The following is a 23593-nucleotide window of genomic DNA, read 5'->3' as shown; positions in this document are numbered from 1 at the left end:
AATGGCCATTAATCTAAATGATAAATTTCCATTATATCGCTTAGGTACTTCTCAAAATCAATTTTTAAATCGATAAGTTTTCCTGTATGTACATCAAAAACCCAACCGTGTACTTTTAATCCTCTATCGCGATAAGCCTTTTGTACGGCTGCGGTTTTTATAAGGTTGACACACTGCTCCTGTACATTTAACTCAACTAGCCTATCGTATTTTTTTTCTTCACATTCAATTTTATTGAGCTCAGCCCTATGTATTCTATAAACATCGCGAATATTACGTAGCCACGGATTTAAAATCCCCAGATCGGCCGATTGCATAGCCGCTTGTACACCACCACAGGCATAATGGCCACACACGATAATATGGTTAACCTTAAGGTGGTTTACAGCATAATTAACCACAGACATAACATTCAAATCTATACTGATTACCATATTGGCTATATTACGATGCACAAAAACCTCACCGGGCTTTGCTCCCATAAGCTCTTCGGCCGTTACACGGCTATCACTACATCCAATGTAGAGCAATTCAGGATTTTGACCTTTACCAAGTTCTTCAAAGTAATCGTTCTCGGTTTTCAGCTTACTTTTTATCCAAGCCCCGTTGTTATCAAATACTTTTTTTAAGTCCATCTTGTATCGTTAAAATTCATCTTTCACATTTCTTTTTACCCAATTCATACATTCCTTAAAGCTTTCAAATATATGTTCCCTAGGAATTAAATCGGGGATGATATCAATGCGTTCCATCATGTACTTTGGCTGCCTTAATAAGCCTACAAAAAGCACTTCAATGTTTTTCTTATTTAACTCTTGTAGTATGTCTTCCATGGCATACAAGCCCGATTGATCCATATACTGCATACGCCCAAGCCGAATTATAACGGTACTGGCAGTATCTGGTATTTGCTCTGACAACTGTTGGAAGTCGCTAGTTGAACCAAAAAACAACGGGCCTTTTATGTGTTTAATAAACACTTCTTCCTTTAAGCTTTTGGGGAAACCTAATTCGTCTTTCCAAGTTTCCTCTTTTAAGGGTTTAACATCACTGCGCTCGGCCATTAAATCGCCAATTTTTTTCATAAACATTAATGAAGCAATTATCAGTCCAATACCAACGGCATAAACTAAGTTCCAAAATGTTGACAGAAATAGCACCACAAGCATTATGAGTACCTCGGAGCTTAATTTTAAAGGCCCCATTTTAATGTCTTTTGGCAAGCTGGGTATGGCTTTTAACCCTTTATAGTCCATTACTCCAATACCAACCGTTATTAAAATACCTGCCAGTACAGCAGCTGGTATTTTTGATGCCACTGGGCCGAGTCCCAACAAAATAACAAACAACAAAACGCCGGCAATCATACCTGAAAGTTTCGTTTTTCCTCCCGATGTAATATTTACCACTGTTCTAATTGTGGCACCTGCTCCAGGAAGTCCACCAAAAACTGCTGCAATGCTGTTACCAATACCTTGCCCCACCAATTCTTTATTGGGTTTGTGCTTTGTTTTGGTCATGTTATCGGCAACCACACTCGTGAGCAGAGAGTCTATTGCGCCCAAAAGCGCCAAAGTAAGAGCTGTAAACACATAAGGGGTTACACTGCTCAATTTGAAATTAGTGAAGATTTCTAAATTAGGCATCGGCAATCCGCTGGGTATTTCTTCAATGGGCCTATATTCTAGACCAAAACCCACCGCTACACCAGACATGACCAGCAAGGCTACTAAGGTACTTGGAACAGCTTTTGTGATTCTTTTAAAACCATATATAATAAAAATGGTTCCCAAAGCCAGCATCAACTCTAGCCAATTGATATTTTGTACAGCCCTTGGAAATGCTTTTATAGCACCTAAAGCCCCCGAGGTCTCTTTAGCTGCCAAGGTTTGCGATTCTTTTAAAATATCGGCTTCTGTAGTTTGTTCTGCCCGTTTAATGGTTTCTTTAAAATCTTCTAAAACCAATATGCCCTCTTCGGCTTCTTCTTTTAAGATATTCTCTAAAATAACTTCTTCGGCTTGGGGCTTAAACGTATTTACAAAGGCCATATCTTCCTTTGGATAGTAACCGAGAGATGGCAATATTTGTGTAAGTAAAATGATAACTCCTATGGCCGTCATGAAACCAGATACCACTGGATAAGGGATATACCTAATGTATTTACCCAAGCCCATAATCCCTAATCCGATTTGAATCAATCCGGCTAATAAAAATACCGTTAAAATTACGGGAAGGGCCTTTGAAACATCGCCGTCGTTGGCTGCAATTATTCCTGCAATAACCACCATACTTACGGCTGTCATAGGGGCAGTTGGACCTGAAATTTGAGTGTTGGTGCCGCCAAAAAGTGCCGCAAAAAAACTAATGAAGATGGCACCATAAAGCCCGGCAGTTGGCCCTAAACCAGAAGACACACCAAAAGCAAGTGCCAATGGTAGTGCAACGATTCCTGCGGTAATTCCCCCAAAGGCATCGCCTTTTATATTTGAGAATAGATTTTTCATATCTTGAATATATAAATATTTACTAAATTAAAGTGAAAATATTCTCAAAAAAAACTTAGACGAAAACCAGTATAAAAAGCGCTTGTAATTTCCTTAGAAGTTTACAAAAGCTATGAGATTAAGCTGGTCTCTGCCCGACGTTTCGAAAAACTGGTTCATGTAACCAGCCTCTAACCTGAGATTAGAATTCACTCTAAAGCCAATACCGCCATAAACCCTGTTTCGGTCAAAAATTGAAGTTTCCGTGTTTAAGAAAATCTCGTTATACGCAGAGAAATAAAATTTCCTCGGCTCTTCTATCTGCTTACAAAATGGAATGTTGACCCCTAAGAAATAACGAAAACGCAATTTAAAATCCTCTTCCACGAAACGCTGTTCGAATCGGTATCGGTGATTAAGTTTAACACTTCCTATGCTTTGTTTTGAAATGAATTGCTGAAATATTCTATGCTCATTTACCGAAACTTTATCGTTTGTATTTCCCAAATAATTTTCAGATAAAATATAGCCGTATCCGAGCAAAACATTGCTTTTACCTTCATTAAAAGTATAACCCAAACCTGTTCTTAACAGCAGTTGCTCCAAATCGCCAACCGCATTGTAGTTTCTATACTGGACTTCATGATGGATGTTCCATTTTTGGTTGAGTTTTTTATTTCCAAAATAAATCATCCAATTCCCTAAAGTACTATCTTGGGCCTGACTAAAAAAAGGCAGCATTAACCCTAAGACTAATGCCGCCAAATTTATTTTCTTTTTCATACTATTTTTCCCCATAAAACATTTTACTCGAAAAAAGTAACCGCTCCTGTGTTTACATCGTACATAGCACCTACGATAGCGATTTCTTTAGCATCTTCCATGTCTTTTAAAACTGGGCTTTGCTTTCTAATGTTGTCTATAGTTAAGTGAACGTTTTTCTCTGCGACGTTATTAACAAAATCAATATTTGATGAATTTCTTTGACTTGCATCGGCTGGTTCGGTTACAGCACTAACGGCTGGCTTTATTTTTCCTAGCATGGCCGTTAAGTTACCTAGTTTAGCATCGTCGCAAGCACCTTTTACAGCACCACAGCTGGTATGTCCTAAAACTACAATAACCTTGGTTCCTGCCAGCTTACAGGCAAATTCCATACTCCCTAATATATCTTCGTTTACAAAGTTACCGGCTATCCTAACACTAAAAATATCGCCAAGACCTTGATCGAAAACCAACTCGGCCGATACCCTGGAATCTATACAGCTCAAAATGGTTGCAAACGGGAATTGCCCATCGCTGGTATCATTAACTTGTTCCAACAAATTCCTGTTGGCCTTTAAATTGTTTTGAAATCTTACGTTCCCTTCCTTTAAAAACTGTATAGATTTCTGTGGCGTCATTGTCGCCTGTGTTTCTTTGGTGTGTGCTTTCATAATATTTTATTTTAAGTGTTTTTTAAAGGTTTGGTTCTTCAGATAAGAGCACTGAAACGTCAACCTTTCCCATAATATCTTTTATATCTGAACTCTTTAAACCTGCTCTGTTATTATTTCTCCTATCTAAATAGAGTAAGTTAATTTTACTTTTCAATACGTATTTAGACAAATTACTTATTGTATTGCTATTACGCTCAAAAATAAATTCTACAGCATTATTATCTAAAATGGATTCATCGTTTTCTCCTTGGTTGGTTTGGTCTGTAAATCTAAAGGCTTTAAACGGTTTTTGCGAGTGCTCGGCCAATTGGCTTACAAAGGCGTCCATGTTGCCTATATCACCATTATTTAAAAACCCCAGAGAATATAATTCTCCAGGCTCTAATGTATTTTGGTCACCAACTACCATTACACGGCCTTTAAAATTTTTTAAAACAAAATTTATTGTGCTATCTACAGGTATACCAAACTTTGTTTTTCGCTTTCCAAGAACAACAATATCCGGATTTTGTTTGGTAAGATAATCCTTTATTTCGTTTTTCACATTTCCGAAGGCATAGCTGTAATCGATCGCGATATTATAGGCTTTTGATACAGACTGTATTAAATTATCTATACTCTTCTTGGTTAAGCTATGCTGCTCATTGATGGTTCTGAATGTAGACAGTTGACTATCACGATCTACCACATCTGTCGCTTTTTTAACATGGAAAAACTTTATATCGGCCCCAAAGGTTTTAGCCAAGCTAATACTGCTTTTAAGAATGTTTTCTGTTGCATCTTTCAAATCTGAAAGTACCACAATACTATACTGCTTTTCCATGATGCTTAGCTTAAACTTAAACTCGATTTTGGCCTTTCGTTAAAGAACTTGATAAAACTTTCGGGGTTTTCTTCAATACCTCTTTTCGACACCAATTTGATATCAATATTTCGCTCTTTGGCCTTAAATAGAAAATCTTCAAGAATCTCTATAATATCATTGTCCAAATACCTTGTTTTTAAAAGGTTAAGCTCCAGATAAGTGTCTTTAGGCAAGCTATCCAACTCCTTTAAAATAGCACCTTTGTTAAAGAATGTCACCTCTTCTGCAAGGGTCATTTTAATTTTATGCTTACCGTTACTTTTGTCTTCAATATGAAGGAAATGGGAATTTTGGTAACTCTTTAAAAGGATTACTACGATGCCAACCAAAAGCCCAAGACCAATACCGTACAACAAGTCTATAAAAACGATACCCAAAATCGTTACAATAAAGGGCACCCATTGTTTCCACCCTAATTTATACATGGTTTTAAACAGTGATGGTTTCGCTAATTTATACCCTACTACCAATAAAATAGCGGCTAATACCGATAATGGAATCATATTTAGTAAGGTCGGAATTAAAATCACTGATATCAATAAGAAAAAACCATGAATAATTGCCGACATCTTAGATTCGCCACCCGATTGGATATTGGCAGAACTTCTAACAATTACCTGTGTTATTGGCAAGCCTCCAATCATTCCTGAGATAATATTACCTGTTCCTTGAGCCAACAGTTCTCGGTTTGTTGGTGTAACATTTTTATGAGGATCTAGTTTGTCTGTTGCTTCAACACATAATAATGTTTCTAAACTCGCAACCAATGCAATTGTAAATGCTACTATCCAAACATCTGGATTGGTGATAACAGCAAAATTGGGAAAACTAAACTGCGCTAAAAACGAAGCTGTATCATCTGGTACAGGCACGCTAACCAAGTGTGATGATGAAATGGCTAAAGTATCGTGGGATTTTGTAATTGAATAAAATATAATACCCAAAACAACAGCTACCAAAGGCCCTTGAATGAGCTGAAAAATCTTTGCTTTTTTGGTTAACACCCTATCCCATAAAATTAAAATGGCCAAACCTATCGCTCCAATTAAAAGTGACCCCAAAGTAATATTATCTACCATATTCAAAATTGCAGAAAAGGTGTTTTCTCCAGAGGTTTCAAAAAAGCTATCGGCACCTTCTGGCTCTGCATCATAGCCAAAAAAATGAGGTATTTGCTTTAAAATAATGATGATACCAATACCGGTAAGCATTCCTTTAATTACAGAAGAAGGAAAGTAATAGCCTATAATACCAGCTTTAAGCACTCCAAAAAGCAACTGAATGGCACCACCCAATACAACAGCGACCAAAAAATTTTGATAGCCCCCTAACGACCCAATGGCCGTTAAAACAATGGCTGCCAATCCAGCGGCCGGTCCACTAACACCAACTTTAGACCCACTTAAGGCTCCAACAACAATTCCTCCAATAATACCAGCTATTAAACCCGAAAACAAAGGAGCGCCACTGGCAAGAGCAATTCCTAAACATAATGGTAGGGCAACGAAAAATACGACTATACTCGCAGGTAAGTCTTTTTTAATAGTTTTAAACATATTATAATAAATTTTTGCATGGTCTGTTTAAACCTAGCGTATAAACAATTCATTTTGATTAAGGCTATCTTATTAAGCCTTTGGGCAGAATTTTACAATATGTTTACCTTGGGAGGTGGAGATGTTAGTTTTAAGTGCGGATTAGGATATTTTTTTTGGTAATATTCCAAGTTATGCTCATTATCACCAAAAGCAAATTCAAGTTCTGTTGCATCCATCTCGTAATACAACAGTTCTTTTTCGGTATTTTTTTTACCGCCTTTTTCTTCTTCTTCTGAAGTGGTAAAGAAGACAGAAACATCAACAGAATCGTCCAAAAAAGCAACAGCTGTTGGTGCCATTAAGAATAGCACGAACACACTTGTAAAGAATATTGAAACGATATGTTTTAACATAATTTTTTACTGAAAAAACAAATATACAATTCTAAATGTTAATTTTTACTAAAAGTAATTTAACATTTTAATGTCCTTTTCGTTTACCCAGCCTGTTTTACCGTCGGCCAGCTTTATTTTTTTCCAATTATTGTAGGTTTCTTCCACTTGCACCTTTGTGCCTTCGTGAAGCCTAAAAGCTTCCTCTCCCCTAGCATTAGGGGTGTTCTTCACCTTGCTTTCTTGAGCAAAAACAATAGCGGGGTTATCATTTTTATCTAAATTATATTTATGGAATGCAAAAGCTAAGGTTACAAAAACAAAAGCCAAACACACAAAACTCCCTATAAAAGTCAAGCGCTTTCTAATAGTAGAATAGGCAAAATAGTATATTAAAAACAACATCACGAAACAAAAAACCAAAGCCACGGCCGTTTTGGCCCAACCATCAAAAGACAGGCTATTAGTAACCTTGTTTAATAATTTTGCCAAACCTCCTTGTGGCACTGTTTCTATGGCATCAATCGTCATATTTTTGGCAAATGCCAAGTTGTTTTTAATATCAACATCGTTGGGTGCAAGTTGCAGTGCTTTTTCGTAATAATAAATACTTGGTGCTATATTATTGAGCCTGTAGTGCGCATTGGCCAAATTATAATATAACCCGGCAGAGTGTGTTCCGCTATCTAAAATAGCCTTGTAATTATCTATGGCTTCAGCATACTTACCTTCATTATACAATGTATTTGCCTTATTGAACAAGTCTTGGTTTTGTGAAAAAACCATGGTTCCAAAGAAAAACAAAAAAAAGTAAATTAAATGCTTCATTTTAACGTGCCTGTTTATCAATTAAAGAAATGGTTTTGGCAGCCCTATCGTAATCCTCTTGCATAGTAACATTGTCTATTGGTGTATATCGGGCCAATTCACAGTTTTCTATAATTCCTATAAAATCGTTCACCACAGCAGGCTCAACTTGCTTCTGTTTTAGCAAAGTTTCAATTTTATCTTTACTGAAATCACTCGTCTCAATGTGCAACTTTGCTTTTAAGTAGTTGTGTAAGGCTTTCTCTAATGCAATGTAAAACCCTTCTTTATCTCCTAACGATTTTTTAGCACTGCTTAGATACTTTCTAGCTAATTTATCGGCTTTTCTAATTTTGTTACCGTACACATCGGCGGCTCTGCTAGCTTTTTTCTTTCGTACCACGATGGCCAACGGAATAGCCAAAAAGGGCAGAAGCAGCAAACTCCAAAACAAATTGGTCTTAAAGAAATAGTTACGTTCAATGGGTTGAAAATCTGTTTTGGTTTTAATGAACGCAAATTGGTCGCTATTAAGTACCACAGCCTGCTTGTTGTTGCCTGCTGCTGTAACATTGGCGTTAGATTCGTTGTTTGCTGGTCCGCTTAAAACATTTATTACAATTTCATCGGATGTTAAACGTTTGTAACTTTCTGTTTTTAAGTCGAAGTAAGAAAACGAAATACTTGGTATGGGATACTTACCTTTATATTGTGGTACAACCGTATAACTGTCGGTAATGCTACCTTGCATTCCTGAAAGGTTTGTACGAACATTTTCTTTATGTTCAGGCTCGTAGACTTCAAGTGAGCTCGGCAACGATATTTTAGGGAGCTTAAACAACTTTAAATTACCGTTTCCATTCACCTCAACCTTCACTTGAAGCGATTCGGTAGCATCCAATTCGGTTTTTGAAGCCGTAACGCCCAAATTAAAGTCGCCAACCGCACCGGTGAAATCAACAGGTTTTCCTGATTCGGGCAATGGCTTTACATTAATCGTTTTATTTCCTGCCGAAACGGTTCTATTAGTTCGTGTCATATAAACACTACCAAAAATATCGCGACGGTTTGTTGGCACCCGTAAAGCGATATCGAGTGTTAGAGGCTCTATATTTAATTTTCCTGTTTTCTGAGGATATAACACGGTTTTCCGAAGCACTAAAAACCTGTAGTCTTCGCCATTATATTTTCCGTTTTGCACCTTTTGGCCTTGGGTATCGATATTCTGGCTCCAAAAATCGTTGTATCTGGGTGTGTCTACTTCATTCCAATTGTCTACAGCTATTTTTGGCGAAACATACAATTTGTAAACTACGGTAATAGCTTCGTTTAGATACGGATTAGTTTTAGAAACCTCAGCCACAAGGTGAATATTCTCTGAAGCTAAATATTGGGGATCATTCGGGTCTTTTGGGATATCTACCGCAGCAGTAACTTCAACCTTAATTGGTGTTGTTTTATAAATGGTACCATCAATAACAATTGTGGCCTGCGAAATAGTAAAGTTTCCTCGCTTTTGGGGTGCTAAAAAGTAACTGTATGTTTTTTTGAAAGTACGCTTACCATTAATCCAAGAATTACTAACAGATTGATTTGGCCCACCAACCACCGTAAAATTTGTAAAATCTGGTGGATTAAAGTTATCGCCGTCTTGGTTCATTTCAAAATCGATACGCAGGCGCTCGTTAACACCTAATTTATTTTTGCTCACTTTCGCGTTAAACTGTACTTGAGCAGTAGCTAAGCTTGTAGCCAATAAAAATAATATGAATATGTATTTTGTGATTTTCATAAATTAACGAAAACGATTACCAATCTTTATCAGATTGGATGATAACACCTTTTTGCTTTTCGGCGTTCATTTTTTCTTGTACTTTTTGCTCTTGATTATTCATGGCCTCTAGCAAATTTTTAATTTGTTGTGGCGATAACTGTCCAGGTTGAGGCTTAGGTTGAGGCTGTTCTTTTTTTTCGTCACCATTTTCACCTTGGTCTTTATTTTTGTCTTGGGGTTTATCTTGGTTTTCTTTTTCTTCTTCGCCTTTGTTTTCATCCTGTTTATCTTGATCCCCTTCGTCTTTTTTATCTTCGTTATTATCGCCTTCTTTATTCTTGTCGTCCTTGTTATCTTGATTTTGTTTATTCTCGTCTTGTTTTTCGTCGTTGTTGTCTTTGTCCTCTTGATTTTTATCCTGATCCTGATTTTGGTCTTGTTGCTGCTTAGCACAATCTTTAGCCAACGCTAGGTTATAACGGGTCTCATTATCGGTTGGATCATTTCTAAGGGCGTTCTTATAAGCCTCTACAGCTTCTTTACATTTTTTACCCTGCATTAATACGTTACCAATATTATGGTATGCTTTGTGCTTTTCTTTTTTTGATGTGGCCACTTTTGCAGCTGCCTCTAATCGATAAACAGCTTCATCAAGATTTCCATTTTTTATGTACGATGTACCTAAGTTATAACTACCAACAACCGAATTTGGCTGTTCTGAAATAGCTTTTCGGTACTCCATTTCTGCTGAAATAGCATTGTCTTCTTCCAGAAAATTATTGCCTTCGTAAACAAAATTATTCGCTTTTTTTAAGGCCAGCAACTGCGCTTTGTCTTCTTCTTGCGAAAAAGACAAAAACGTTGTAAACATTAATAAAATGGCCAGTAATTGTTTCATTTTTATTTCTAAATTAGAAAATATTGCGTGTTTTGTTCGTTAAAGATTTTATAAAAAATATCTTTTTTGTACTTGTTTATAAATTTTCATTGAACAGGTTCAATTTTTTAAGCCAGGCCGTTTTGCGTTCCAAAAGGAAAACATCGAGTAATAAAAAGAAAATTCCGAAACCTAAAAACCATTGAAACTGATCTTTAAAATCGGCAAATTGCTTGGCTTCAAACTCGGTTTTGTCCATAGCATTTAAAATATCCCTTATATTATCAACGACGTTATTGGTGTTTCTTCCATTTATATAAGCTCCATTGGCCTCTTCGGCTATATTTTTTAAGGTTTCTTCGTTCAGTTTGGTAATAACCGTCTCACCTTCATTATCCTTTTTATAGTTTAAAACAACCCCATCTCGCTTAATAGGGATAGGCCCTCCCTTTACATCGCCCACACCAATTGTAAAAATACGAATACCCTCTTCACTGGCCTCTTCGGCAACGGCTGCTGCTTGTTCGCTGTGGTCTTCTCCATCTGAAATAATGATGAGTACGCGGTTGGTTTGCTCTTCGTCGTCAAAATAGGTTTTAGCTAGATTAATGGCTTCGTTAATGGCCGTACCTTGCGATGACAACATATCGGTATTCATGCTTTGCAGAAACATTTTTGCTGAAGCATAATCGGTGGTTATGGGCAGCTGCGGAAAAGCCTTGCCAGCATAGGCGATAATGCCAATACGGTCGCTCGCTAAATTATTGATGATTTGCGTTACCAGTTGTTTCGATTTTTCCAAGCGGTTGGGCGCTATGTCTTCGGCAAGCATACTTTTTGATACGTCTATAGCAAACACAATATCAACACCTTCCCGTTTAACGGTTTCCAATTTTGTCCCTATTTTGGGGTTCACTAAGGCTATAGCTAAACATGCAAAAGCTAAGCAGAGTAGAATTACTTTTAAAATGCTTTTAAAAAGCGAGGTATTTGGGCTCAATTTTTTAAGCAAGATTTTATCGGCAAACTTGCGTTGTGCTCGGTATTTCCAGAGTTGAAGCACCAAAAAGAGCAGTACAATTACCGGGATAATTGCCAATGTCCAAAACCATATTTTTTCGTCTAATTGATACATGTATTCGTTTATTTGTTTTCCGTGGATTTATTTAATCTTTTACCACGAATACTACTGATATTTTATTTAATCAACGTCAATTACCATCTAAAAAAGATTAAACAAAACTTCTAAAAACGGTGAATCGCAATAACAATTCCAACAACAAAAGTAATCCTGCTAATATCACTAACAGACGGTACTTTTCGTCGTAGTTGTAAAATTTAAATTCTTCTATTTCCGTTTTTTCGAGTTTGTTTATTTCATTATAAATCTCTTCTAGTTTTTTATTGTTGGTTGCCCTAAAATATTTGCCTCCCGTTACTTGAGCTATTTCTTTTAGCAAGGCCTCATCGATTTCAACTTGAATACGACCATATTGAAAATTTCCATTAGGCAGAATAGCAACGGGCGATAACGCCATACCATTGGTACCCAAACCTATGGTATAAACCTTTATGCCAAATTCAACGGCCAATTCGCTCGCAATTTTAGGATCAATAAACCCTGAATTGTTAACACCATCAGTAAGCAGAATAATGACTTTACTTTTTGCTTTACTGTCTTTAAGTCGGTTTACCGAAGTGGCTAATCCCATACCAATAGCCGTCCCGCCTTCAATTATAGTGTTGTATTTTATACTTTTTAACGAACGCAAAACTATAGCTTTATCGCTGGTAATTGGCGTTTTAGTGTAGCTTTCGCCGGCGTATTCTACCAAACCAATGCGGTCGTTGGGGCGTCCTTTAATAAATTCTGCTGCAACATTTTTTAGAGCTTCCAAACGATTGGGTGATAAATCTTTAGCCAGCATACTAGCCGAAACGTCAATAGACATGACAATATCAATACCCCGGGTAGTTTTTGTTTTTGTAGAGACATCAACAGATTGAGGTCGAGCCAAAGCGGTAATTAGCAAAGCCAATGCCAACAGTCGCAGCACAAATAAGGCATGCCTAAACTTTGGCAACCACGAGTTAGTAATTTTAAACCCTTTCAAGCTGGACATTCTAAGCTCGGCCGTTTGTCTTTTATTTTTAAATAGATACCAAAGCACAGCCAATGGAAGCGCCAGCAGCAACCAGAAAAATTCTTTATTTGCAAATTCTATGCCTTCAAACATCAATTTTCTGCTTTTTTAAGTTCCACTGAATTTAAGATACGTTCTACCATTTGCTCTGCATAAACATCTTGCTCTTTATAAAAAAGTAGCACTTGTTGGATTACATTTTCGGCTGTAAAACCAAGAATTACATAGTTTCCTTTTTCGAGTTTGTCTGTACCCAATACAGGCGAATCCATTGAACCGAACACCTTTAAACCTTCTGCCCCGTTTGGGGTTTCAAACTTTTCGCTTTTGGTAATTATATTTTGGGCACCAGCACTTTCAAAAAGTTTCAAACTACCATCAATGGCTTTTTGTAGGTCTATTTTATTTTCACCTAAATTCCTAATTTTTGTCGTGGCCACCTGTATTTGAAATCTGTCAATTAAGCTACCATAGCTAAATTGGGTTAATTCCATTTGTTGGGCCATTTGCTCGGGCAACTGAGGAGTTGTACGCTTTAAAACTTTGGGTGTGCTTATCGTTATTGGTGGAAAACCATATTCACTTGTTATCCACTCGCCTTCCAAAAGTTCTTTACTATCGTGACCAATGATGGTATCCTTCACGTAATCGAAACCAAACTTTATCGAAAGCCCGGTTATAGTCACCAAAAGCAAAAACACGCTAATTCCAACCGTTAACCATACTTTTTTGCGTTTCTTTTTTTGCTCTTGTTCTTCGCGATATTTCTCATCCAACAACTTTTCTTCTTCTGTTGGTTCTGGCAATGCTTCTTTAACATGGTCTATTTCGACATCAATCGTATCGCGGTCAATTTTAGCCAACTCAATATCTGGAGCAGATTTAGCAAATTTCACCAAATCTGCACGTTTTAAAATCCTTTCCAAGTTTTTAATATCTTCTTGACTTAAATCAACTTGATTTCCCTCCTTTAAAAGTTTAAGCCTTGTTATAAGCTCGTCAGTTGTGCTTTCTAGCGCACGGTCGTAAACTTTTTCGTCAAGATATTTACGGATAATAAAGGTTAACTCAGAGTAGTAATCCTTAAGGTTTTCTTGTTCTAAATACTGGCTTTCATCTAACTTTTTCAAAGCTAATTTAGCTTGGTCGTAAGGAGGTAATAAGGCTATTTGTTCTTCTTCCGTTAATGGTTTTTTCCGCCAAATAAACCAATACAACAAAAAGGCTAAAACTCCTAAAATCAATAATGTGAGCAAAACATACTTCCACCAATTACTACCCTGCTTTTTTACGGCCATTATAGGTTTTATGTCGTAGAGCCCTTTGGTAGTATCAATTTCTATATTTCGAACTTCCACTTGAAGCGAATCGGTAAAAAACGTTTTGTCACCAACAATAATTTTCTGTTTTGGAATGGTATATTTTCCCGAATCGAACTGGGTGAGTCCATACTTTTTTATGAGATTAACTTTAGCCTTGTTTTTTAAGGTATCTACATCATAAGATTCAATCATCTCCAAAGGCGAAAAGGTTTGCCCCTCAGGGAATACCACCAATGTTGTTGAGTCTGTTTCAACTTGAATATGATACGTAATCTGTTCTCCAATTTTTATTGACGTGGAATCGACAGCTGATTTAACTTGGGAAAAAGAAAACAAAGAAAGCAGCATAAAGGCAGAAGACAGAAGTAATCTTTTTTTGATGCTTCTTTGTTCTTTATTCTTGTTTCTTTGTTCTTTGATGTTCAAATTATTCTTCATTTTTAAGTAGGTTTCGACTACGCTCAACCTGGCAACTTCTCGTTTATCCTCTTCTTTTAAAATACCCCAACAGCTTTTTTACGTAGCTTTCGTCAACACGACAATCTATGGCGCCAGCGCCAGATTTGGCAAAACTATTCTTGTAATAGTTTACTTTTTCGTTATGAAATTTACTGTAGTTGAGGCGTACTTTTTTTGATGACGTGTTAACTAACATCCACTCACCTGTTTCTTCATCTTGCATTTGTACCATACCCAAATTGGGGATTTCTTCTTCGCGCTTATCGTAAATTCGAATACCTGTTACATCATGTTTTCCCGAAACTATTTTCATGGTTTGGTGGTAATCGTCTGCGATAAAATCAGATAACACAAAAACAATGGCTTTTTTCTTCATGACATTTTGCATGAATTTTAAAGCCTCGACAATGTTGGTCTGCCTGCTTTCTGGTTCGAATTCAATTAATTCCCTAATAATGCGAAGCACATGCGAACGGCCCTTTTTCGGAGGAATATAAAGCTCAATTTTATCGGAAAATAAAATAAGGCCGATTTTATCGTTGTTTTGTGTTGCTGAAAATGCAAGAGTTGCTGCTATTTCAGTAACCACTTCGTTTTTAAACTGTTGCTCTGTTCCGAATAGCTCAGAACCCGAAACATCAACCATGAGCATCATGGTAAGTTCGCGTTCTTCTTCAAAAACCTTAACATAAGGCTCGTTGTAACGCGCTGTAACATTCCAATCGATATTCCTTACATCGTCTCCAAATTGATACTGGCGCACTTCACTAAAAGTCATACCGCGTCCTTTGAAGGTCGAGTGGTATTCACCTCCAAAAATATGATCAGACAACCGGCGTGTCTTGATCTCTATTTTCCGTACTTTTTTTAGTAAATCTTTAGTATCCATTGTCTCAGTGTGCAGTGTTCAGTATGCGGTAAGCAGTTCTAAATTTAGTATCCGGTTTGAGTTTTCAGCTTTACTTTTTACCTAAGACTAAAAATCAACAACCAAATACCACTAACTAATTATGGTACTTCTATTTCGTTTACTATTTTGTTGATAATATCTACCGAGGTTACGTTTTCGGCTTCGGCTTCGTAAGTAATACCTATTCTGTGCCTTAAAACATCGTAAACCACAGCACGTACGTCTTCTGGAATTACATATCCACGGCGTTTGATAAAGGCATAGCATTTTGCAGCAGCAGCCAAATTGATACTACCACGAGGCGATGCCCCAAAAGATATTAATGGTTTTAAACTGGTAAGTCTATATTTTTCTGGGTAACGCGTGGCAAAAATGATATCGAGAATGTACTTTTCTATCTTTTCGTCCATGTAAACTTCGCGCACCGCCTTTTGAGCATTTAAAATTTGATCTAAAGACACTACGGGATTTACTTTATCCCAAGCCCCGCTGAGATTAGCTCGCATAATGAGTTGCTCCTCGTTAATTTTTGGATAATCTATAACCGTTTTTAACATAAAACGGTCTACCTGCGCTTCCGGCAACGGATAGGTTCCTTCCTGCTCCACAGGGTTCTGTGTAGCCATTACCAAAAACGGTTTATCTAGCTTGAAGGTATCGTCGCCAATAGTAACTTGTTTTTCCTGCATGGCTTCGAGTAAGGCCGATTGCACTTTAGCTGGCGCTCGGTTAATCTCGTCTGCCAACACGAAATTGGCAAAGATAGGCCCCTTTTTTATGGAAAAATCGTTAACCTTCATATTATAGATTAGGGTTCCCGTAACATCTGCCGGCAACAGGTCTGGGGTAAACTGAATCCTGCTAAACGTACCATGTACCGCCTGAGACAGCGTATTAATGGCTAAAGTTTTTGCTAACCCAGGAACACCTTCAAGCAGTATGTGCCCCTGCCCCAATAATCCAATTAATAATCTTTCAACCATATGCTTTTGTCCCACGATGACTTTATTCATCTCTAACATCAGTAAATCAACAAAAGCACTTTCCTTTTCAATTTTCTCGTTAATCGACTTAATATCAATTGTACCTGTTTCTTCCATCATTTTATTTTTTTAAAAGCCCGAATATACTGCCCTTAATTGAGCAATGCAAATTGTTAAAATTTTTATTGCCTTGGTGTTAAAAATTGGTTAAAACTAAACAGGTGAAGCCGTTAATTATTGGTTAAAAAATAAAAGCAGTGTCGAATGACACTGCTTTTAATATGAAATATTTATATTCGTTTATTCCGCAACTAGTGTAATATCGTCTACTGTTTTTGTATCATTAGCAACTACGGACACATTAATTTCTTGAGACACATAACCCTCTGCGCTTACTAAAAGCGTGTAATCTCCTTCAGGAATTCCTTCAATTAGAAAAACACCGGTTTCATCGGTTTCATCGGAAACAGCTACACCTTCAACCATAACAGATGCCGTGGCAACGACCCCTTCGGGCAGTTCAAGAACAGTTCCTGTGATATTTCCTGGTTTAAGCATTAAAATAATGGGTTCGGCTATTGTTGTTGTTTCACCATTTACAACATCAACACCTGTAGCCATTCCACTAGCATAGTCAGACGCTTCATCAACTGGCGAGATGATAACATCATAAGTTCCGCCGGGAACACCCCACAAAGCAAAAGCTCCTGTTTCGTCGGTATAAGCTGAGATTACATCATCGTCTTCTGGGTTGTCGTTACCCTTATCATCAACAATAACTGACGCCATTGCAGGCACATCGCTTGGAGAAACACTTCCTTCGATAATACCAGAATTAACCTCAGTACTTAAATTAAGTACTGGTTTTAATATAATATTATCAGAGTTTCCGGCCATCACGATAGATTTTTCTACATCGAAATCTAGAATAAAATCATAGGTGTAGCCTTCTTCTATAACCGAGTTTACTTTTAATTTTAAACCCGATTGTTGGGCACTTGGGGTTTTTAAATCGTATTCAACATCTTCCTCTGCATCGTTTTCCATAACAATGGTATTGCCATCACCTAAGACCAATCGCATTTGGGATAACGTTCCCGCTGGAATGGGAAATTTATCAACAAGCACTTTACTGATACCTCCTGTAAAATCCAGAAGGTTTACGGTTTCATTTTGGGCATCTAACGACATCCATCCATTTTCATCTTCGCTATCATCATCCATTTTTATCATGACGTCAACAACTTCAACATTAACGGCCTTATAATCACCAGGGGCGTCTACAAGTCTTACACTAATGGTTGGTTGAACGCCAGTAGCGCCACCACTATTGGCCTTGTCCTCACATCCAAAAAAGGATACAAGCAACATTGATAAAAAAGTTAATTTAAGCTTTTTAATTGCATTCATAGTTATTCATTTTAAGATTTGTATTAGTATTTACGGTTACTTTGGGCATTTTGGATTATATAAAAACAAGTTGCCCTATAAACAACTGTATTCCAAATAGCTAACAATTTTATTATTTTCAATCTGTTTTAAGTACTTTTATGGTTGAACAACGTACCTATTCGACGGATTACAGATTTCCGCCCAAATTATGATTAACAAACGCCTACTTATAAAACACCTTTTGGCTCATAACGACGAAAACAGCTTTTATGATAAAAAACGAAAAGTCGATATTTCGCAAAAGGAAGGCAAGGGCAAGTTTTTAAAACACATATGTGCACTTTCCAATAGTAATCCTAAAAACAACTCTTACATTGTAATAGGTGTTGAAGATGAGGACAACAAAATAATTGGTGTCGATTTTTTTGACGACAGTAAAATTCAAAACCTTATTAATGCCTATTTAACCAATCCGCCAATTGTTCAATATGAAAATATACCTTTTCCGCATTTACCTGAAGACAAGGTTGTTGGTTTAGTTACCATACGGCCCACGGGAAAAATAACCTCATTAAGAAAAAACATCTGGAAATATTATGGCGGCTCTGTTTTTTTTAGAGACGGCAGCATGAGTATGCCCAAAGTGTTCGATATTGAAATTAAAGATGTAAACTCTAAAATTGTAGAGGCCATTGAAAAAAATGCACAAAACAACATTGAGCACACCCTTGATGGCGTATTTCATTTTATGGAGGCCAGAAAAGACTACAATCCAGAATATAAAGTGTTTAAAGAATACTTTGTTGTGTGTTGGGCCGGCCAAAAAAAGATGGTAAAAGACGAAGTATTTTATTCAAGAGTTGATATTGAACTTGTAAACGAACAGGTTCGATTATTCTTTTCTGCGCTTGATGAAGTTGCTATCAATATTAACGATTCGCTTTTTAAAATAATAGAATATGTAAATTTAGGGTTGCAAGATGCCAAAAAATATTATCCGTTAGAAGAAACGCTTATTAAGTTTGAAGATAATGCACAGTACCATATAGAAACCAAACTCTTGTTCGAACCTCCGCAATACGACAAAAAAGTACTGCACCATATTTACAACACCAACAATGTTATTTTAGATAAGCTAAAAAAAGGGATAACGCTTACCGAAAGGGAAACTATAGACCTAAGGACCCTACCTTCAACTTACCTTATTTGTTATTTAAACTTGTTTCATGAGGCCATAGATAAGCTAAACGAAGCAAAACCTTATTTAAAAGCCTACAGCGAAGACGTTTACCAACTTTACAAAGAGGCCTTACGGATACTTAGAAAGGTAAAATACAATTAACATTTGTTAATAAATTTAACCTTCGCTTAACGTTAAGCGTTGTTATGTTTAAAGAAAAGTTGTATTTTTGTTGTGCTATTAATCTTTTTAATTAAACCTTGTGCTCCAAATCAAAAATTGAGTCAAGGTTTTTTTATGCTTAAAGGGGACTGTTCCTAACCCTTTTTGATTTAAAAGTATCTGCAATCTATAAATCAAACCTTATGCCCTGTGCCAAAGGCAACTCAGTAGTATAATTTATAGTATTTGTTTGTCGGCGCATATAAATTTTCCAGGCATCACTTCCGCTCTCACGACCGCCACCTGTTTCTTTTTCGCCACCAAAAGCACCACCTATTTCTGCTCCCGAGGTACCAATATTTACATTAGCGATACCACAATCGGAACCTTGAACAGACAAGAATCGTTCAGCCTCTCGCAAATTGTTGGTCATAATAGCTGAAGACAACCCTTGTACCACATTGTTTTGAATGTCGATGGCATTTTCAACATTTCCAGAATATTTCAATACGTATAAAATTGGCGCAAAGGTTTCTTGCTGAACAACCTCAAAATCTGGCTTAGCCTCTGCAATGGCTGGTTTTACATAACAACCACTTTCAAAACCTTTACCGTTTAAAACACCGCCTTCAACTACAATCTCACCACCTTCTTGAACTACTTTTTCTAAAGCATTTTGATACATTTTAACAGCATCTTTATCTATTAATGGGCCAACATGGTTGTGCTCATCCAACGGATTACCAATACGTAATTGTTTATAAGCATCAACAACCGCACCTTTAACTTTATCGTATATGCTTTCGTGAACAATTAACCGTCGTGTTGAAGTACAGCGTTGCCCACAAGTACCAACGGCTCCAAAAACAGCACCAATAACCGTCATTTTTATATCGGCATCGGGCGTAACAATAATGGCATTGTTACCGCCAAGCTCTAAAAGACTTTTACCGAGGCGTGCAGCCACTTCTTGAGCCACAATTTTGCCCATTCGTATGGATCCAGTTGCTGAAATTAGTGGAATCCTATTGTCTTGTGTCATAAATTCACCTACCCTGTAATCTCCATTAATTAATGAAGAAATACCTTCAGGCAAATTATTTTTGGCAAAAATCTCTGCTGCAATATTTTGGCATGCAATACCACAAAGAGGCACCTTTTCGCTGGGCTTCCAAACGGTAACATCTCCACAAACCCACGCCAAGGCCGTATTCCATGACCAAACTGCTACCGGAAAATTAAACGCCGAAATTATACCAACAACACCAAGCGGATGGTACTGTTCATACATACGGTGTCCTGGGCGTTCACTGTGCATTGTAAAGCCATGAAGCTGTCGTGACAACCCTACGGCGAAATCGCAGATATCTATCATTTCCTGCACTTCGCCCAAACCTTCTTGGTAGCTCTTTCCCATTTCGTATGACACCAACTTTCCTAAGGCTTCTTTTTTTTCTCGCAACTTTTCACCAAACTGACGCACAATTTCGCCGCGTTGTGGTGCCGGCATGGTTCGCCAAACCTTGAAAGCTTCTGTCGCTGTTTGCATAACCTTTTCAAAATCTTCTTTTGTAGTCGTTTTTACTTTTGCAATAAGCTGCCCATCTACTGGCGAAACACTTTCAATTATTTCGCCGTTCGAAAAGTGATTTAAACCCGTTGATGTGCCTTCATTTACAGTTTTTATGCCTAAAGTTTCCAAAGCTTTATCGATACCAAAATCAGTTACTAACGCTTTCATGTATTATTGATTTGTCATTAATTTTTAAATTATTTACGAATATAACAATAAAAAGTTTGTTTTATTGAAATTCACAAATAAATCAATTAGTTTTATGCTTGTTAAATTTCAACTTAATAATGAAAAAAATCTTCACCCTTTTCCTGATTATATGCATTGCTATATCCTGCAAGAAGGATATAGAACAGACAGTTAAAAGAGCCGTCTGAGAAAGCCAAATTCTGTATTGTAATTCATGGTGGTGCCGGGACAATTTTAAAAGAAAATATACCTTCTGAAAAGGAAGCAGTTTACCGCAATACATTAGAAGAAGCCATAAGAATTGGGCATAACATATTAAAAAATGGCGGAAGCAGTTTAGATGCTGTTGAAAAAACCATTAATATATTAGAAAATCCCCCACTATTCAATGCTGGAAGGGGCGCTGTTTTTACTCACGACGGTTTCAATGAACATGATGCTTCCATTATGGATGGCAGGACTTTAAACGCTGGAGCCTCCACTTGCACCAAAACAGTTAAAAACCCCATTAGTTTAGCCCGTAAAGTTATGGAGCAGTCTCCCCATGTTATGCTATCTGGAAAAGGAGCTGAACAATTTGCTGAAGAAGAAGGTTTGGAAATTGTTGATTCTAACTATTTTTTTACCAAAAAGAGTTTTGATGCACTACAACGTGTAAAGAACGCCCAAAAGACAGCGTTTTACAATGCACAAATAAACGATAGTAAATTTGGAACCGTGGGTTGCGTGGCTTTAGACAAAAATGGGAATCTTGCTGCAGGAACTTCAACTGGAGGCATGACGAACAAACGCTGGGGGCGTATTGGTGATTCGCCCATAATTGGCGCGGGCACTTATGCCAATAACAAAACCTGTGCTGTGTCTTCAACAGGATGGGGAGAATATTTTATTCGAGGTATGGTAGCCTACGATATTTCGGCTTTAATGGAATACAAAAACTGGTCTTTGGAAAAAGCTGCTAAAGAAGTCATTCAAAGAAAATTACCAAGCATAGGCGATGGCCGTGGCGATGGCGGCATTATTGCCATCGATAAAAACGGTAATATGATCATGGAATTCAATACAGCGGGTATGTTTAGGGCAATGATGAATGATAGTGACCAACTTTACATCGGTATGTTCGAAGACTGAGCACGTGGTTCTGCCTGTAATTATCTAATAAAGGTTTTTATCATATTATGATCACTTTTAAAAGTATGGATTTTTTCTGTTTTGAGAATTTTTAAATCCTTTGAAACCCAGATATGGTCCAACGAAAGCAAAGGAAACACCCAAAACCAAGTTTCTTTAAAACCATTTCCTTTTTTTGAAAAGGCATGATTGAAATCTTGTTTTAAACCATCCAAATATTTAGATTCGAATGGCACGTTAAAATCACCTAAAATTACTGTATTGGGGTTATTCTCAATGCGGTTATTTACAAAACCGAATTCCCACGACCTTGGTACATCGGTACTGCCCTGAACATCTATAGCACAAAAATTAATTGACTTGCTTTTAAAAAATAATAGATGTGAATGGTATTTTGAAATGTCTTCCTTCTGAACATGAATTGGGGTTTTGGAAAACACAACCATATCGGTGGCCGATTTATAGAAGTGATATTCTGGGTAATGCGTTTTCAAAACCGTGGTGTCTAAACTTGTGGCTTCGGTCAACACCATAATATCCGGTATGCCATCGTTCAATGTAAAAGCTTCAGCAAACCCTTTATCTCTGGAGGCATTCCAAAAAACAATTTCAGTATCTGTTTCCTTTATACTTTCCGGGAAATGTAACTTAAAACTTCTTCCAAACCATAAAATTGACAAAACAACAGCTAACCCAAGATTGATTTTACTAAACCTTCCCAAAAAAATAGAGAGAAAAACGATGATAAAAATAATTATTGGCAACGGATAGCTGTAGAAAAGCAACGAACTGGCATAGCTATTTTCTTTTAAAACAAAGTGAATAGCCAGCAGTGCCAGTATAACCAATATATTGAAGAACAGATAAATGCTCTTTATTATTTTAAATAGCATTTATCGTAATGAATAGCCTTTGGCTGCCCACCATGGCCGGATTTCAATTTCCAAACGCCCCGCTTTCACCATAGGATCAGCATTAGCTAAACTGTCAGCCATTTTTAGGGTTGGCACATTATAAATGGTTATTCCCCTGATGCTACCGTTATCGCCAAACGGGCCAGAAATATCGGCATATCCCAAATCGTACATTTTCTTTAAGTGTGCTAAATGTTCCTTTTGCAAATCGGCCGTTTCCTCTTCATTCTGTCCCCTAATAGGACCTGTTTTCAAAAAAGCCATAAAGTATTGCTGCATTAAAATAGTATCATGGGTTTCTTCATCAATAAAATCAAAGGTTTTGAATCCTTTTTCGGTTAGTTCTTGCTTAATTGCGCTTATTGATTTTTCAATGGGTTCTTCCAAAGTCGTTTCAGCAAAAGCCGTAGAATCTTCATTTTTTTCGACCGTTTCTAAAATTCCATTATCCGAGGTTTCAGTTTTTGGTTGGTCTTTGCAGCTAAATATAAATGTTACAACTGTAAAAGCAATTAGTATTCTATTCATAATTTCCATTTTTTGTAGGGGTGTTTGCTAAGTTGGGCGTTATAATATTTAGGATTTCCTGTTACCTCATCTCCCAACCAATCTGGTTTTTCGAAAGTTTCGTTTTCGCTTTTCAGTTCAAGTTCGGCAATCACTAAACCTTCGTTATCTCCAAAAAACTCGTCTATCTCAAAAATATGGTTTTTAAGCTTTACTTCATAACGTATTTTATCGATAATGCCCGATTCGCAAAGATTTAACAATGCTTTAGCATCCTGCAAAGCAATTTCTTTTTCCCACTCAAAACGAGACAGTCCATTTTTGGACGAGGCCCCTTTTACCGTTAAAAAACCTTTTTCACCTTTAATTCTTACGCGAACAGCCCTTTCTTTATGTGAGTTTAAATAGCCCTGAACCAATTTGGTTTTTTTGAAGGCTGCAGTTTTAAAATCGTTTGAAAGCACTAAGAATTTGCGTTCAATTTCTATCATAAATTCATATTTTATTTGACTTTGTAAATCTAAGCCATCAAAACAATTAATGCCTAAA

The 23593-nt window shown here is 37.0% G+C and carries 21 protein-coding genes and 1 pseudogene; 2 read left to right on the top strand and 20 right to left on the bottom strand.

Annotated elements, in window-relative coordinates:
* Positions 1–8 precede the first annotated feature (8 nt).
* The 16 genes from GSB9_02290 to GSB9_02274 form a co-directional block, all read right to left on the bottom strand.
* Positions 9–635: a carbonic anhydrase gene (locus GSB9_02290; protein UKM65719.1), complete on the bottom strand. Its 627-nt coding sequence runs from the start codon at positions 633–635 to the stop codon at positions 9–11.
* 9 nt (positions 636–644) lie between these two features.
* Positions 645–2507: a SulP family inorganic anion transporter gene (locus GSB9_02289; protein ID UKM65718.1), complete on the bottom strand. Its 1863-nt coding sequence runs from the start codon at positions 2505–2507 to the stop codon at positions 645–647.
* A gap of 93 nt (positions 2508–2600) precedes the next feature.
* Positions 2601–3269: a DUF2490 domain-containing protein gene (locus GSB9_02288; GenBank protein UKM65717.2), complete on the bottom strand. Its 669-nt coding sequence runs from the start codon at positions 3267–3269 to the stop codon at positions 2601–2603.
* A 23-nt stretch (positions 3270–3292) separates the two neighbouring features.
* Positions 3293–3922 carry a carbonic anhydrase family protein gene (locus tag GSB9_02287; GenBank protein UKM65716.1) on the bottom strand — a complete coding sequence of 210 codons (630 nt, stop codon included), beginning with the start codon at positions 3920–3922 and terminating at the stop codon, positions 3293–3295.
* Positions 3923–3944: 22 nt separating this feature from the next.
* A complete protein-coding gene (locus GSB9_02286; GenBank protein UKM65715.1) occupies positions 3945–4748 on the bottom strand; it encodes a universal stress protein in 804 nt (267 codons plus the stop codon).
* 5 nt (positions 4749–4753) lie between these two features.
* Entirely contained in the window at positions 4754–6346 is a 1593-nt protein-coding gene (locus GSB9_02285) for a SulP family inorganic anion transporter (protein ID UKM65714.1), read from the bottom strand.
* 92 nt (positions 6347–6438) lie between these two features.
* Positions 6439–6741 (bottom strand): hypothetical protein, encoded by a 303-nt coding sequence (locus GSB9_02283; GenBank protein ID UKM65712.1) that lies wholly within the window; start codon positions 6739–6741, stop codon positions 6439–6441.
* Positions 6742–6789: 48 nt separating this feature from the next.
* On the bottom strand, positions 6790–7548 hold the full coding sequence (locus GSB9_02282) for a tetratricopeptide repeat protein (protein ID UKM65711.1): 759 nt from the start codon (positions 7546–7548) through the stop codon (positions 6790–6792).
* Between the two features lies 1 nt (position 7549).
* Positions 7550–9319, bottom strand: a complete 1770-nt coding sequence (locus GSB9_02281) for a BatD family protein (protein ID UKM65710.1) — start codon at positions 9317–9319, stop codon at positions 7550–7552.
* A 16-nt stretch (positions 9320–9335) separates the two neighbouring features.
* Entirely contained in the window at positions 9336–10199 is an 864-nt protein-coding gene (locus tag GSB9_02280) for a tetratricopeptide repeat protein (GenBank protein ID UKM65709.1), read from the bottom strand.
* Between the two features lie 76 nt (positions 10200–10275).
* Positions 10276–11313 carry a VWA domain-containing protein gene (locus GSB9_02279; protein UKM65708.1) on the bottom strand — a complete coding sequence of 346 codons (1038 nt, stop codon included), beginning with the start codon at positions 11311–11313 and terminating at the stop codon, positions 10276–10278.
* A gap of 97 nt (positions 11314–11410) precedes the next feature.
* A complete protein-coding gene (locus GSB9_02278) occupies positions 11411–12415 on the bottom strand; it encodes a VWA domain-containing protein (protein ID UKM65707.1) in 1005 nt (334 codons plus the stop codon).
* Positions 12415–14082, bottom strand: coding sequence for a BatD family protein (locus GSB9_02277; GenBank protein ID UKM65706.2), 1668 nt, complete (start codon positions 14080–14082; stop codon positions 12415–12417). The genes GSB9_02278 and GSB9_02277 overlap by 1 nt, the downstream gene beginning before the upstream one ends.
* A gap of 43 nt (positions 14083–14125) precedes the next feature.
* Positions 14126–14992: a DUF58 domain-containing protein gene (locus tag GSB9_02276; GenBank protein UKM65705.1), complete on the bottom strand. Its 867-nt coding sequence runs from the start codon at positions 14990–14992 to the stop codon at positions 14126–14128.
* Positions 14993–15111: 119 nt separating this feature from the next.
* Positions 15112–16113 (bottom strand): MoxR family ATPase, encoded by a 1002-nt coding sequence (locus GSB9_02275; protein UKM65704.2) that lies wholly within the window; start codon positions 16111–16113, stop codon positions 15112–15114.
* Positions 16114–16296: 183 nt separating this feature from the next.
* Positions 16297–17406: a DUF4382 domain-containing protein gene (locus tag GSB9_02274; protein UKM65703.1), complete on the bottom strand. Its 1110-nt coding sequence runs from the start codon at positions 17404–17406 to the stop codon at positions 16297–16299.
* A 190-nt stretch (positions 17407–17596) separates the two neighbouring features.
* Between GSB9_02274 and GSB9_02273 the strand changes: the two genes are divergently transcribed.
* Positions 17597–18730, top strand: coding sequence for an ATP-binding protein (locus tag GSB9_02273; protein UKM65702.1), 1134 nt, complete (start codon positions 17597–17599; stop codon positions 18728–18730).
* Between the two features lie 187 nt (positions 18731–18917).
* Here GSB9_02273 and GSB9_02272 read toward each other — a convergent pair whose 3' ends face one another.
* Entirely contained in the window at positions 18918–20471 is a 1554-nt protein-coding gene (locus GSB9_02272; GenBank protein ID UKM65701.1) for an aldehyde dehydrogenase family protein, read from the bottom strand.
* Positions 20472–20590: 119 nt separating this feature from the next.
* Here GSB9_02272 and GSB9_02270 point away from each other — a divergent pair.
* Positions 20591–21623 (top strand): annotated as a pseudogene (locus GSB9_02270) (isoaspartyl peptidase/L-asparaginase).
* Between the two features lie 20 nt (positions 21624–21643).
* Here GSB9_02270 and GSB9_02269 read toward each other — a convergent pair.
* The 3 genes from GSB9_02269 to GSB9_02267 are packed head-to-tail and all read right to left on the bottom strand — an operon-like array spanning position 21644 to position 23535.
* Positions 21644–22516, bottom strand: coding sequence for a hypothetical protein (locus tag GSB9_02269; GenBank protein ID UKM65698.1), 873 nt, complete (start codon positions 22514–22516; stop codon positions 21644–21646).
* A complete protein-coding gene (locus GSB9_02268) occupies positions 22517–23065 on the bottom strand; it encodes a YciI family protein (protein UKM65697.1) in 549 nt (182 codons plus the stop codon).
* Entirely contained in the window at positions 23062–23535 is a 474-nt protein-coding gene (locus tag GSB9_02267; GenBank protein UKM65696.1) for a CYTH domain-containing protein, read from the bottom strand. Before GSB9_02267 ends, GSB9_02268 begins: the two co-directional genes overlap by 4 nt.
* Positions 23536–23593: the final 58 nt, after the last annotated feature.

The organism is Flavobacteriaceae bacterium GSB9, assembly GCA_022749295.1.
GTDB lineage: Bacteria > Bacteroidota > Bacteroidia > Flavobacteriales > Flavobacteriaceae > Flavisericum.
Note: the sequence above shows the minus strand (reverse complement) of the source record. Positions and strands in the feature narration are given on the sequence as shown.